General features: G+C 59.0%; 10 protein-coding genes and 1 pseudogene. 7 read left to right on the top strand and 4 right to left on the bottom strand.

The window, feature by feature from the left end:
- Positions 1 to 10 precede the first annotated feature (10 nt).
- A pseudogene (locus AC06DS_RS04015) lies at positions 11 to 1,183 on the bottom strand (sodium/glutamate symporter); the annotation flags it as partial.
- A 245-nt stretch (positions 1,184 to 1,428) separates the two neighbouring features.
- On the opposite strand from AC06DS_RS04015, the gene AC06DS_RS04010 reads away from it, so the two are divergent.
- Positions 1,429 to 1,779, top strand: a complete 351-nt coding sequence (locus AC06DS_RS04010; protein WP_477101069.1) for a DUF4333 domain-containing protein — start codon at positions 1,429 to 1,431, stop codon at positions 1,777 to 1,779.
- Between the two features lie 23 nt (positions 1,780 to 1,802).
- Here the strand turns inward: AC06DS_RS04010 and exaC are convergent, their stop codons facing one another.
- Together exaC and clpB are read right to left on the bottom strand one after the other, a co-directional pair.
- The gene (gene exaC / locus AC06DS_RS04005; RefSeq protein ID WP_477101068.1) at positions 1,803 to 3,323 is read right to left on the bottom strand and encodes an acetaldehyde dehydrogenase ExaC; all 1,521 of its coding nucleotides are present in this window, start codon (positions 3,321 to 3,323) and stop codon (positions 1,803 to 1,805) included.
- Between the two features lie 170 nt (positions 3,324 to 3,493).
- Positions 3,494 to 6,082, bottom strand: coding sequence for an ATP-dependent chaperone ClpB (clpB, locus tag AC06DS_RS04000; protein ID WP_477101067.1), 2,589 nt, complete (start codon positions 6,080 to 6,082; stop codon positions 3,494 to 3,496).
- A gap of 259 nt (positions 6,083 to 6,341) precedes the next feature.
- Between clpB and AC06DS_RS03995 the strand changes: the two genes are divergently transcribed.
- From AC06DS_RS03995 to AC06DS_RS03980, 4 genes are all read left to right on the top strand, one after another.
- Positions 6,342 to 7,490 (top strand): TRAP transporter substrate-binding protein, encoded by a 1,149-nt coding sequence (locus AC06DS_RS03995; RefSeq protein ID WP_477101066.1) that lies wholly within the window; start codon positions 6,342 to 6,344, stop codon positions 7,488 to 7,490.
- Positions 7,487 to 8,104 carry a TRAP transporter small permease gene (locus AC06DS_RS03990; RefSeq protein ID WP_477101065.1) on the top strand — a complete coding sequence of 206 codons (618 nt, stop codon included), beginning with the start codon at positions 7,487 to 7,489 and terminating at the stop codon, positions 8,102 to 8,104. The genes AC06DS_RS03995 and AC06DS_RS03990 overlap by 4 nt, the downstream gene beginning before the upstream one ends.
- A gap of 3 nt (positions 8,105 to 8,107) precedes the next feature.
- Positions 8,108 to 9,394 carry a TRAP transporter large permease gene (locus AC06DS_RS03985; RefSeq protein WP_477101064.1) on the top strand — a complete coding sequence of 429 codons (1,287 nt, stop codon included), beginning with the start codon at positions 8,108 to 8,110 and terminating at the stop codon, positions 9,392 to 9,394.
- Between the two features lie 104 nt (positions 9,395 to 9,498).
- Positions 9,499 to 10,149 carry a hypothetical protein gene (locus AC06DS_RS03980; RefSeq protein WP_477101063.1) on the top strand — a complete coding sequence of 217 codons (651 nt, stop codon included), beginning with the start codon at positions 9,499 to 9,501 and terminating at the stop codon, positions 10,147 to 10,149.
- A 4-nt stretch (positions 10,150 to 10,153) separates the two neighbouring features.
- Here AC06DS_RS03980 and AC06DS_RS03975 read toward each other — a convergent pair whose 3' ends face one another.
- Entirely contained in the window at positions 10,154 to 10,909 is a 756-nt protein-coding gene (locus tag AC06DS_RS03975) for a helix-turn-helix domain-containing protein (RefSeq protein WP_477101062.1), read from the bottom strand.
- A gap of 188 nt (positions 10,910 to 11,097) precedes the next feature.
- Between AC06DS_RS03975 and AC06DS_RS03970 the strand changes: the two genes are divergently transcribed.
- On the top strand, positions 11,098 to 12,264 hold the full coding sequence (locus AC06DS_RS03970; protein ID WP_477101061.1) for an acyl-CoA dehydrogenase family protein: 1,167 nt from the start codon (positions 11,098 to 11,100) through the stop codon (positions 12,262 to 12,264).
- A gap of 62 nt (positions 12,265 to 12,326) precedes the next feature.
- Positions 12,327 to 13,430, top strand: coding sequence for a CaiB/BaiF CoA transferase family protein (locus AC06DS_RS03965; RefSeq protein ID WP_477101060.1), 1,104 nt, complete (start codon positions 12,327 to 12,329; stop codon positions 13,428 to 13,430).
- The last annotated feature ends 11 nt before the right edge of the window (positions 13,431 to 13,441 follow it).

Here is a 13,441-nt window from a genome sequence, read left to right as displayed (position 1 = left end):
TTTATGCGCCTTACTCTTGTGCCACCGCGGCAGTTTTGCCGGGACGCCTTCCTGTTCTTTCCGGGAACCAACCTCGCACCGCCGCAAATCCGATGATCGCAATCGCTACCACCGTCGCAATCCCCCCAATACCCCAAGCGAGTCCGGCTATCACGGCTATGGGCGCCACAATATTCATGCCGATTTCGAAGGGAGCGAAACCCACGTAGGCAATGCCATATTCGTTCATGGTGCCGGACTTCAGATCCGGGTCCACGATCTTTAGCAGTGCAATACCTGTAGCCACTGCCGCGGTTGCCCAACCCCAACCAAAGATGCCGCGTTCTAGCCACTGATCGCCGAAGAACAGTGGAGCGAAAACGAAGAAGAACAGACAGCAGTAGGCAATGCCCAGCGCGAACAGAATCAGCAGGGGCACTAGGTAGTTAGCCACCGCGTCCGGCTTAATTGAGGCAATGCCGAAGGCGATCATAAAGTCCGTCGACGCTCCGGAAATGGACTTCACGGTTTGCTGGTCCAGGTACTTCGGGCGTCGAATCACATGGAGGAAGACCTTGCCTCCGATACCGACCACGAAGGCCAGGGCAAACAGCGGTACGGAAACATCCGGGAAGAAGTGCCCGATGATCTGCTGACCGATGTAGGCAAACATGACGGTCACTGCAATGAAGCCCGCATGCAGGGCGAGCGGCTCGATCGAGGATGGGTTTGTGGTGGCTCGGCCGATCGAGGGCTGTTTTTCCTCGTCCTCAATGTGACCCGAACGCAGTTCCCATGGCAGTTTCTCCGGCAACGTGGATGTGCGACCTGTTCGGATGCCCCAGTTCGCGAAGATGATTCCACCAATGATGGCGGCCAGTGTGCCGACGGTGGCGGAGGTAAAGCCCAAGGACATGGCGGCGTCCGCACCATGATCCCCAAACGCGCCACCGACGGCCGCAGCAGTTCCGAATCCACCTACGAAGCCGACGGGCAGCATCATGCCGAACCACTCCGGGGTGTCGAAGAGCGGACCGAAGATGAAGATGCCTAGCAGGATGAATAGGCCCCACTGACCGAGGAACATAGAGGTGGAAAAGCCCCACATGTTCTTCGCTTTCGACGCATCGTTCGACGCGAAGGACATACTGTACGGCATCGAGGCGAACACCACGGCAATTAATAGTGTGGAATAATCGCCGAGGGCTCCCTCTTTAATTCTCTATCTTTTCTCTTCTTACTCTGCGCGCTCTGTTGCTCTCGGTATACTATCGCACCCAATTCTTGACGCCCGCGTTTCCCAAGCAAACATACTTAGTATCGGATAGGTTCAAACTGTGCAGCGTGCCGCACACGTGGGAACTTTTCGCTAACGGGCGACATCCCACACCCTGAATGCCTGATGAGGCATGATGCCAACCGCAAACAAGAGAAAGAGACCAACCCCGCATGAAGAACACTTGCCCCTCCACTGGCTCCACCGGCATGTCCAAGCGCCTCGGCGCTGCTTTCCTAACCGGCGCGCTAGCCGTCACCGGCTTAAGCGCCTGTTCTCTGCTTGGAGGAAAAGAAGTATCCCAAGAAGAGGTAGAACAGGGCATCTCTGACTCTTTGGAGAAGGAGGTTGGTCAAAAGCCCGAGAGCATCGAATGCCCCGGCGGCCTCAAGGCCGAAGAGGGCGCAAAGCTGGAGTGCAAGCTGCACCATTCCGGTGAAACGTACAGCGTTGAAGTCACCGCAGACACGGTCGACGGCAACAACGTTCACTACAACGTAGAGGTCGCCGACCAGCCAGAATAAACCATAGCAGAACTAGATAAGCACTAGAATAGCCCAGAAGGCTCGTCCGAATAAGACCACAGCAGGTTCTTGGTCTGCTGGTAGTGCGCGAGCATCATCAAGTGAGTCTCGCGCCCCAGACCGGACTTCTTATAGCCACCGAAAGCCGCGTGAGCTGGGTAATTGTGGTAGTTGTTCACCCACACTCGGCCCGATTGAATCACACGACCAGCCTTGTAGGCAGTCGTTCCATTACGCGACCACACACCTGCACCCAGACCGTATTCTGTGTCGTTGGCGATACGCATAGCCTCGTCAAAGTCCTTGAACGTGGTGACGGCCAGCACGGGCCCAAAAATCTCCTCTTGGAAAAGGCGCATGTCATTGGTGCCCTTGAAGATGGTGGGTTCGATATAAAAGCCACCGCTGCGACCCGAGATCTCATTAATGCCGCCACCGCACAGCACCTGCGCGCCTTCTTCGGGGCCGGTCTGCAGGTATCCGGTGATCTTATCCATTTGCTCCTGGGAAGCCTGCGCGCCCATCATCACATCCGTGTCCAGGGGATTTCCGACATTGATGGACTTCACTCGCTCAATGGCTAGTTCCAGGAACTCTTCGGCAATATCCTCCTGTACCAGCGCGCGGGACGGGCAGGTGCAAATCTCGCCCTGGTTGAGTGCGAACATGGCCAGGCCTTCCACGCACTTAGCGCGGAACTTGTCGTCGTGATCCATGATGTCGCTAAAGAACACTGACGGGGACTTCCCGCCGAGTTCCAGGGTGACCGGGATGAGCTTTTCCGCCACGGCCTTGTTGATGATTTTGCCGACTTCCGTGGAGCCGGTGAACGCGATCTTGTCGATGCGGTCGGAAGCGGTCAGCGCGGCGCCTGCTTCAGTGCCCAGCCCGTTGACGATGTTCAGCACACCCTCCGGGATAATGTCCTGGATAAGCTCCGCGAACAGCAGGATGCTGGCGGGGGTCTGCTCGGCGGGCTTCAGCACGATGGCATTGCCGGCAGCCAGAGCTGGGGCGAGCTTCCACGCCGCCATCAACAGCGGGAAGTTCCACGGGATGATCTGCCCCACCACACCCAGCGGCTCGTTGAAGTGGTAGGCGATGAGGTCTTCGCTGATCTGAGATGTGCGATCTTCCTGGGCGCGGAGGGCACCGGCATAGTAGCGGAAGTGGTCAACAGCCAACGGAAGATCAGCTGCGAGAGTTTCGCGTACCGCCTTACCGTTGTCCCAGGTCTCGGCGACGGCCATCATCTCCAGGTTCTCTTCAAGGCGATCAGCAATCTTCAGCAGCACGGCGGCGCGATCCTGCACAGAGGTCGCGCCCCAACTGGGCTGAGCTTTTTCTGCGGCGTCGATGGCCTTCTCGATGTCAGCCGTCTTCGAGCGTGGAACCTGGCAGAACACCTCACCGTTGATGGGCGTGACGTTGTCCATGTATTCGCCATCGACGGGTGGTACCCACTGGCCACCGATGAAGTTGTCGTAGCGCTCCTTGAAGTTGACGAGGCTTCCTTCGGTGCCGGGATCAGCATAGACGGTCATGAGCGTGCTCCTTACGGTAACGAGATGGAATATTGAAACTGCAAAAGCTCCACCCCGAATACTCGGAATGGGAAACTTTTGTCATCCAATATAGTGACGCTCGTCACTTTTCACGACCATGCTGTTTTTATATTTATGTCGCCGACACCCCCCCCGACCGTCACCAGACTTTAGACCTCACCATCAGCGGCCCCGAGGGAGGCGATGACCAGACCTGCAGCCTCGTCGCCACCGCGATCAACGTCCACGCGCACCGTATCGCCGTCGCGCACGTCCCCAGCCAGTAGCTTCTTAGCCAGCTGGTCACCGATCGACTTTTGAATCAGTCGGCGTAGCGGCCGTGCGCCATAGGCTGGATCGTAGCCGTGCTCGGCCAGCCACGACTGGGCGTCATCAGTAACATCCAAGGTCAAACGGCGGGCCGCAAGGCGATCCGCCAGAGCGCGCACCTGGATAGACACGATGGATTTCAGCTGGTCAGACGACAGCGGCTCGAAGATCAGCACGTCGTCGAGTCGGTTGATGAACTCCGGCTTAAAGGCGCGCTTCACCGCCTCCATGACCTCCTCGTCGGTACCGCCGGCGCCAAGGTTAGAGGTCAGGATCAGGATGGTGTTACGGAAGTCCACAGTCCGGCCCTGGCCGTCGGTCAGGCGGCCTTCATCCAGCACCTGCAGCAGCACATCGAAAACATCCGGGTGAGCCTTCTCTACCTCATCGAACAGCACCACCGTGTACGGGCGACGCCGCACCGCTTCAGTTAGCTGGCCACCTGCGTCGTAGCCGACGTATCCCGGAGGAGCACCGACAAGGCGAGCGACGGAGTGCTTCTCGCCATACTCCGACATATCGATGCGCACCATGGCGGTCTCGTCATCGAAGAGGAAGTCAGCCAGAGCCTTTGCCAGCTCCGTCTTACCCACGCCTGTCGGCCCCAGGAAGAGGAAGGAGCCCGTCGGACGATTCGGGTCAGCCACCCCAGCGCGTGCACGGCGCACTGCATCGGAGACCGCATCAACGGCGCTGTTCTGGCCGACCACACGGCTACCCAGAACACGCTCCATGTTCAGCAGTTTCTCGGTCTCACCCTGCAGCATCTTGCCGGCGGGCACGCCAGTCCAAGCGGAGACGACATCGGCGATGGTGTCGGGGGTGACTTCCTCGGTCAGCATCATGCCTTCCTGCTGCTCAGCCACAACCTTCTCCGCTTCGGCCAGCTTCTTCTCCACGTCCGGAATGTGTCCGTAACGCAGCTCAGCAACCTTGGCGAAGTCGCCTTCCCGCTCGGCGATCTCGGATTCGCGACGCAGGCTATCCAGCTCCTCCTTCAGCTCGCGGAGGTTATCGATACTGCCCTTTTCGTTTTCCCAACGGGCGGTCAGCCCAGCGAGCTTTTCCTTTTCATCGGCCAGCTCGCTGCGCAGACGCTCCAGGCGATCCTTGGAAGCAGCGTCCGTTTCCTTGGCTAGTGCCATCTCTTCAATTTCCAGGCGGCGAACCACACGCTCTACGTTGTCGATCTCCTCTGGGCGTGAGTCGATTTCCATGCGCAGGCGGGATGCGGCTTCGTCGACCAGGTCGATAGCCTTATCCGGAAGGAAGCGGCTGGTGATATAGCGATCCGACAGGGTTGCTGCTGCCACCAGCGCGGAGTCCTGGATACGTACGCCGTGGTGCACCTCGTAGCGCTCCTTCAGGCCACGCAGGATACCGATGGTGTCCTCCGCGGTCGGCTCACCGACGTATACCTGCTGGAAACGACGCTCCAGCGCGGCATCCTTTTCGATGTACTTGCGGTATTCGTCCAGGGTGGTCGCGCCGACGAGTCGCAGCTCACCTCGGGCCAGCAGAGGCTTGATCATATTGCCCGCATCCATCGCGGAGTCGCCGCCGGCGCCAGCACCGACAATGGTGTGCAGCTCGTCAATGAACGTGATGACCTCACCCTCGGCCTCCTTAATCTCATCCAGGACAGCCTTCAGGCGTTCCTCAAACTCGCCACGGTATTTTGCACCGGCAACCATAGAGCCCAGGTCCAGGCTGATCAGCTTCTTGCCGCGCAGGGACTCCGGCACGTCACCAGCTACGATGCGGCGGGCCAGCCCCTCTACGATTGCGGTCTTACCGACGCCGGGCTCACCAATGAGCACCGGGTTATTTTTCGTGCGACGGGAAAGCACCTGGACAACTCGCCGGATCTCCTGGTCACGTCCGATGACCGGGTCGATCTTGCCCTCGCGGGCGCGTGCTGTGAGGTCGGTGGAGTACTTTTCCAATGCTTGGAACTGCCCCTCCGGCTCTTCAGTAGTGACCTTTCGGTTACCGCGCACAGATTCAAAGGCGCCACGGATGGCCTCGAAGGTCGCGCCCGCCTCGTGCATCGCCTTTGCGGCGTCGGAATCACCCTTGGCGATACCGGCCAGCAGCACCTCGGTGGAGACATAGGTGTCTCCCAGCTGCTCCGCCAGTTCCTGAGCGGCGGTCAGTGCGTTCAGGGCATCGCGGCTGAACTGCGGGTTTGCCATCTCGCTACCGGATGCCTGCGGGTATCCAGCTACCAGGTTCTTAGCCTTGGCTGCGATGGTCTGCGGCTGTACACCTGCAGCCTGCAATACGGGCAGGGCAATGGAATTATCCTGCTCCAGTAGCGCAACAAGCAGGTGCGCTGGTCGGATGTCTGGGTTGCCTTTGGCGGAGGCATCCTGAAGTGCAGCCTGCATTGCAGACTGGGTCATGGTGGTGGGGTTGAAGCTCGACATTTCTACATCTACCTCCTGCGGCTTCATTCAGGTCGCGCTTGCACGCTCCCGACTTTACTTGAGTACACCTCACTCAACCACTACAAGCTTGAGTCTATTCCGCTCAATTTACGTATATGAGTGTGATTTACCCCACAAATTCACCCCCGGCCTAGTTTTCTATACGAAAGCTATCGTTTCCTCGCGCTCCATTGGGTTAGATGAAGGTTATCCAAATCGGAAAATCTCTACATATATCCGTAAAAGGGGTGAAGGGATCATGCTCAGACTCCACAAGAAGAAAGCACCCGCCCGCCAAGTAGCCTCCGCCATAGCTGCTACAGCTTTGGCACTGGCGCTTCCCGGCGCGCTTACCGCCTGTTCGGACTCCTCCGCTGAACCTTATGGTCCAGGCAGCACCGCCAAGTTGAAGATGGCGGACAGCTACTCAATCACTCACCCTGTCGGCAAAGGTGGCACTCAACCTTTTCTCGATCAGGTCGAAAAAGACCAGTCAGTAGACATCGAGTACTTCTCTTCAGGGCAAATGGGCAAACAAGCAGACATCCCCTCCGTGCTCCGCAGTGGTGTGGTCGACCTGGCAGTCATCTCTCCTTCCTATGTCAGCTCCAGCTTTCCTCTCAGCAGCGTGGGCGATCTTCCGGGTTTTAGCTCCGATGCATGCGTGACCGCCTATGCACTTCGCGATCTAGTGAAGCCAGGGGGCGTCCTTTATAAAGAAGAACTCGAACCCATGAAGTTCATGCCGCTGTGGACAGGTTCGATCCCAGGCTACGAAGCGATGACCGGCGGCAAAGACCCATCTCACCCCGCCAACTTCCACGGCGCGGTACTGCGCTCCACGGGCGGCGCACTAGACCGCGTGATTGATGAGATCGACGCAGCAGGTGTAAGCATGCCCATTGGCGACATGTATGAAGCAATGTCGCGCGGCACAGTAGAAGGCACACTCGCCAGCCCGATCTCGATTACTCCCTACGGGTTGGAAGACGTCATACACGCCAGCACGTACGGAGCCCAACAGGGCAACTTCACCTTCTTCTATGGCATCAACCTAGATACCTGGAACCGTCTGAACGATCAGCAGAAGAAAGTGCTGACCGATGCGGCCGATAAATCACAACAGTCTGTCTGCAAGGAACTCAATTCCGCCCGTGAAAAGTCGGTACAGAAGATGAAAGATGCCGGCGTGCAGTTCTACGACGTCACCGAAGGCCAGAACGCCAAGGAATGGCAGAACATTTCGCAACCAGTTTTGGACAAGTGGATTGAGGTTGCCGAATCCAAGGGTCACCCAGCTCAACGGGTCGTGGATGACTTCAAAGCCGCCCTCAAGCGCCATGCACATCGCGCAGAGACGAAAGAGGCAGCAGGAGAAGGAGCAGAAGAAGGGAAGGAGCAGTCATGACCAGTAGCAACTTGGTCCACCCCGGCCATCATGGCACCGCCGAACGCAGCAAATACGGCTACCAAACCCAGGATCACCCGGGCTTCGACAAGGTACAAAACACCATCTCCGCGGTGTGTGCCTGGATCGCGGGCGCGGCGATTTTGGGGCTGGCGCTCGTCACCCTCGCTGAAGTCATTGCGCGCGAGTTCTTCAGTTCTCCCCTCGGCTGGAATATCTCCGTCACGGAGCGCTATCTACTCCCCATTACTGCCTTCTTTGGGCTGGTCACCACCTATCGAACCGGCACCCATATCGCCGTAGAGTCGCTCTTCAACAAACTCCCGCTCCGAGTGCAAAAGACCATCCTGCTGCTTATTCATCTGGCTGTGGTTATTTCCATGGTGTTCGTCTTCATCGGTGGGTGGAACCAGACCTATACGGTGTTTACCCTGCACCACGCCACCCTCCCAGGCATGGCCGATCTCGCCACTCCCGACTGGACTTACCGCGTGATCGTGCCCATTGCAGCCGCACTGTGCGCTTTTGTGGCGGCACTGGATTTTCTCCGGGAGCTCATCACCCCATGGGATCGCCCCTACACCGACTACGAACCCGGCGAGGAAGAGGTATAGACCATGCTTGCGCTCTCAATCATTGTGCTGTTGGTCGCGCTGATTGTTCTGCGTGTACCCGTTAGCTTCGCCATCTTCGGTGCGGCCACGGTCGGACTCATCGCCCTCGGCGGAGTCGAGCTGGCCATCGCCACGATGGAGACCTCGCCCTTCGCCGCCGTGCGCTCCAACTCTCTATCCGCCGTGCCACTGTTTATCCTGATGGCGCAGCTGATGCTGATGTCGGGTCTTTTGAATTCTGTTTTTGACGCCGCCAAGGCGCTCGTTGGCCGTATCCCCGGTGGTACCGCCATCGCCTCCATCGGCGCGGGCACCGCGTTCGCAGCCGTCTCTGGCTCCTCCACCGCCGCGGCCGCCACGCTGGCGCAGACGTCCTCTACCCGCATGATCGAGGAGGGCTACCACAAGGGCACCGCGACGGGCTTGGTGGCAGTGGTCGGCACGCTGGCAGCCATGATCCCGCCCTCGATCATTTTGGTCTTCTACGCGATTACCGCAGAGGCTCCAGTAGGCGATGTCCTGGTCGCGGGCTTCTTCCCTGGCTTGATGGTCGCACTGGGACTGGTATTGGTCATGTACATTGGCTTCCTCAAGGATCGCTCCCGTGCACCACAAGGCGAGCCGGTTCCCTTCAAGGAAAAAGGCCTCCAGCTGTTGAAATCATCCCCATTGCTGCTGATCTTCCTGGCGGTAGTCGGCTCCATCTTCACCGGCATCGCCACGCCCACCGAGGCCGCCGCCCTGGGCGTGCTGGCCGCGCTGATCCTGGTAGTCGCGAAAGGTCGTTGGGACCGCAAACAATTCGGACTTACTGTGCTGGAAACGGTGAAGACCACCGGCATGATCTTTGCCATCATCATGGCCGCTCACGTGCTGGGGCACTTCCTCACCGAAACCCGCGTGACCCCGAAGCTGGTCAGCGCCATCGGCGAGTCCTCCCTGCACCCGCTAGTGGTCATGGTTCTGATCGGTGCTGTGTACCTGGTTCTGGGCTTCTTTATGGATCAGATCGCCATTATCGCCCTAACCGTGCCGGTTACTCTGCCCATTGTCGAATCACTGGGCTACGATCCGGTCTGGTTTGGTATCTTCATCGTGCTGCTGGCCGAGACCGGCATGGTCACCCCGCCCATGGGCCTGAACGTATTTGTCGTCTCGAAGGCCGTACGTATCAACCCCATGATCGTGTTCAAGGGAGCATTCCCCTATGTCGTGATCATGCTGGTCATCGCCCTGGCTTTCCTGCTGTGGCCCCAGCTGGTGCTGTGGGTGCCGGAGTTAGCCGCTTAAGCTGGCCCGTGCCCATCGGGTATGGGGTTCCTTTCTAAAACACTAGAGAACGCATAGTGCTCAAAACCTGTTTAAGCTGCAGAGCATCCATTAGCGTTTACCCCATGTACAAAGATCGCTACATTATCCTGCAAGCATCCACCTTCACCGAAGAGAATGTGGATCCCGACCTCTTTTTCGACCGGTTTCGCTGGGCCGAATTATCCCTGGGTTTTTCCTACACCGGCGATTCCGACGGAAAGGTAATCCCTCTTAGCCTTTGGGAAATTAATGATGCTACCCACGACACTATTGAAGATCTGCAGACTATTCGCGCACACTTAACCGTGCGATCGAAAGAGGATCGCTTCCCTCTTCGCCCGTTATTTGCCGTGTGGGACTCCGCATTGCCAAGTTCCGCATTTTCAGCTCTCCACTCCATCAGTATGAGCGCGATTTCCGACTTCGGCATACCTTCAGTTTCCGATATCGAAGCTATCTCCGCTTGCGAGCGAAGCGTCAACGCATATGAACAGGACGAACCATGGGCCAGCTCCGTCAAATTGCTCGAACAGATCATCTCTCGTCACCACATGAAGCAACGAGGGAAGATCACCGCATTCTTCGGTGGAAAAGAGGTTTCCAAGGAGGCGTACTACGCAGAAAGCTTTCGCCCCGCACTAATCTCCAGCGCCTTTGAAACCATCTTGCACGCCCTCCCCCAGGGAGAGGACTGGCGAATCACCGCCACTTCTTCAACGACGAACTCAGCTTAAGCTGCTAACGGTTCCAGCGGGCACTGTGGCGTCTTAAAACCTCAATAATCCGCTCCGCATCGCGCGCGATCTGCTCGGTCGAGGCAATAACGGCCACCGAAGCGACCGCCGCTCCCTGACTCTCGACCCGCACAGCCACACCATCCGCCCCGTTCAAGGCCACACCAGGAGCAATACACTCGCCGGTCGCGCGCATGTCTGGGTACCAGCGCTGGAACTTATTGATGGTCTCCTGCGAGCTCTCGGAAGCAGCCAGAATCCCCCACACTTGCTCGTGCCCCAGCCCGGAGAGGATCGCCCACCCCGCCGATGTCTCGAGCGGCGGGCGCTGCAAACGATTCTGCGCCAGATACTCGAACTCAGGATCCGACAGCGCGTAGTCGAGGTAGTAGACGTTGTCACCTACCAATGACGCCAACACGGCGATATAGCCCGTCTCTTCAACCACGTCTTCCAGCATGTCGTGGGTGACCTGATCCACTGGTCGGCTACCGGCGAGAGTGCTCAGAAGATACGGCGCAAGCCCCAAGCGGAAGGTTTTATCCCGCTCCTCCAGGTATCCGGCCGCGACCAGACCATTCACCAGGGACTGAGTGGAACTTACCGGCGCGCCAATAGCCTTCGAAATATCGGTGAGCCCGCGTGGCTGCGGGTTGCGGGCCACAAACTCCAAGATGTCCGCAATCCGGTCGACAGTGCGGTGGTGCGACCTGCCTGGCTGCTGATCGACGGGAAAGGGGAACCGGGACGCGTCGGGCATTGAGGGTTCCTTTCGGCTAGGTAGTTGACGTAGAGGGAACGGCGTAGCGAGAGCAACGTCGGGAGCGTGACTCAAACGATAGTAAAGGAAGATTTCGCAAAAACCTTTCGCGACGAAATCACTTCCTCTACACTCAAGGGTACACAAATCAGTATCGGAATCCCTATATATGTAAGGAACTGACTGGCATGACCTCCTCACCGCTCGACCTCACCTCCTTCAACAGCCTGCTCTCCGACGAAGAGCGCATGCTGCAGGAAGCCATGGCGGACTTCGCCCAGAAAACTCTCAAGCCCAATGTGCAGGAATGGTTCGACAAGGGTACCCTGCCCGTCAAGGAACTCGGCCCGCAGTTCGGGCAGCTCGGCGCTCTGGGCATGCACCTGGAAGGCTACGAGTGCCCCGGCGCCTCCGCTGTCGCCTACGGCCTGGCCTGCATGGAAATCGAGGCCGTCGATTCCGGCCTGCGTTCCTTCGTCTCCGTCCAGGGCTCCCTGGCTATGTTCGCCATCCACCACTGGGGTTCCGAGGAACAGAAGGAAAAGTACCTGCCGAAGATGGCCGCCGGTGAGTACCTGGGCTGCTTCGGCCTGACGGAGCCCGACGCCGGATCCGACCCGGCGTCCATGAAAACGCGCGCAACCCGCGACGGCGACGAGTGGGTCCTCAACGGCACCAAGATGTGGATCACCAACTCCCCCGTCGCCGACGTGGCCGTTGTGTGGGCTCGCACCGAGGACGGCTTCGCAGGTTTCATCCTGGAAAAGGGAATGGAGGGCTTCACCGCCCCGGAAATCCACAAGAAGCTCTCGCTGCGCGCCTCCATCACCGGCGAGATCGTGCTGGACAACTGCCGCGTTCCGGATTCCCAGCGCCTACCGAAGATCGACACTCTCCGCGGCCCGCTGACCTGCCTCAACGAGGCTCGCTACGGCATCATCTGGGGCGCCCTGGGTGCCGCCCGCGACAGCCTGGAAACTGCCATTGAGTACACCGAGACCCGCGAGGTATTCGGCAAGTCCCTCTCCAGTTACCAGCTCACCCAGGCGAAGCTTGCCAACATGTCCGTCGAACTCAACAAGTCCGTCCTTTTGGCCCTACAGCTCGGCCGCCTGAAGGATAAGGGCGAACTCGCCCCGCACCAGGTTTCCGTCGGCAAGCTGAACTCCACCCGCGTGGCCTTGGAGATCGCCCGCGAGTGTCGCACCCTGCTGGGTGCTTCCGGCATCACCCTGGAGTATTCGCCGCTGCGCCATGCCAACAACCTGGAATCCGTGCTGACCTACGAGGGCACCGCAGAGATGCACCAGCTGATCATCGGCCAGGCTCTCACCGGCAAGGGCGCATTCCGCTAAACCGCCGCAGCCTACTCCCTACCCAATCCACCCAATCCCCCTCCCCAACCAGAAAGGCACAAATGGGCCCCCTTGAAGGTATCGTCGTGGCCGATTTCTCCCGCGTCCTCGCCGGCCCCTACGCAACCATGATGCTGGCGGACATGGGCGCACAGGTCATCAAGATCGAGCGCCCCGGCACCGGCGACGACACTCGCTCGTGGGCACCACCCGTCAACGCCCAGGGCATGTCCACCTATTTCGCGGGTGTGAATCGCAATAAGAAGTCGGTGGAGATCGATCTCTCCACCGATGAGGGCCGCCAGCAGGCCCGCTGCATCGCCGCGGAAGCCGACATTCTGGTGGAGAACTTCCGCCCCGGCACGATGCAGCGCATGGGATTGGATTATGAAACACTCCGCCAGCACAACGAAGGCCTGATCTACGCCTCCCTCTCCGGTTTCGGCTCCGGCAAGGGTGCAGACATCGGCGGCTACGACCTGATGGTGCAGGCCGTCGGCGGCCTCATGTCTATCAATGGCGAAAAGGACCACCCCGTGAAGGTCGGCGTAGCACTCGTTGATGTACTTACCGGACTGCACATGGGCATGGGCATCCTCGCGGCGCTACATTCCCGCACCTCCTCCGGCAAGGGCCAGCACATCGAGATCAACCTGTTGCACACTCTGCTTTCCTCCCTAGCCAACCAGGCCAGCGCGTTCGTCGGCGCGGGCGTCATTGGTAAGGCCATGGGCAATACCCATCCCTCCATCGCCCCCTACCAGGTGTTTAAGACCCAGGAGGGCGACCTCGCCATCGCCGCCGGCAATGACTCGCTATACCACCGGACCTGCCGGGTGCTGGGGATTGAGGAATATATTGATGACGCCCGCTTCGCCACCAACAGCGACCGAGTCGCTCACCGCGCCGAATTGGCCGCAATCATCGAACAGGCATTGGCTCAAGGCAGTGCGCAGGAATGGTTTGAGAAGCTGCGCGCCGCTGGAGTCCCCGCAGGCCCGGTAAACAACATCAAACAGGCCTTTGAGTTCGCCGAATCCCTCGGGCTGGACCCGATCGTGGAGGTCGAGGGCATGCGTAGCGTGCGTAACCCGATCAACTTCTCGGACACCCCCGTCGAGTACCACACAGCACCTCAACAGCTGGGCAATCAGGCGTTCCAATAGGGGAAGTTCCC

Source organism: Corynebacterium sp. TUM25015, assembly GCF_056393505.1.
This window is presented reverse-complemented; position numbering and strand designations above follow the sequence as displayed.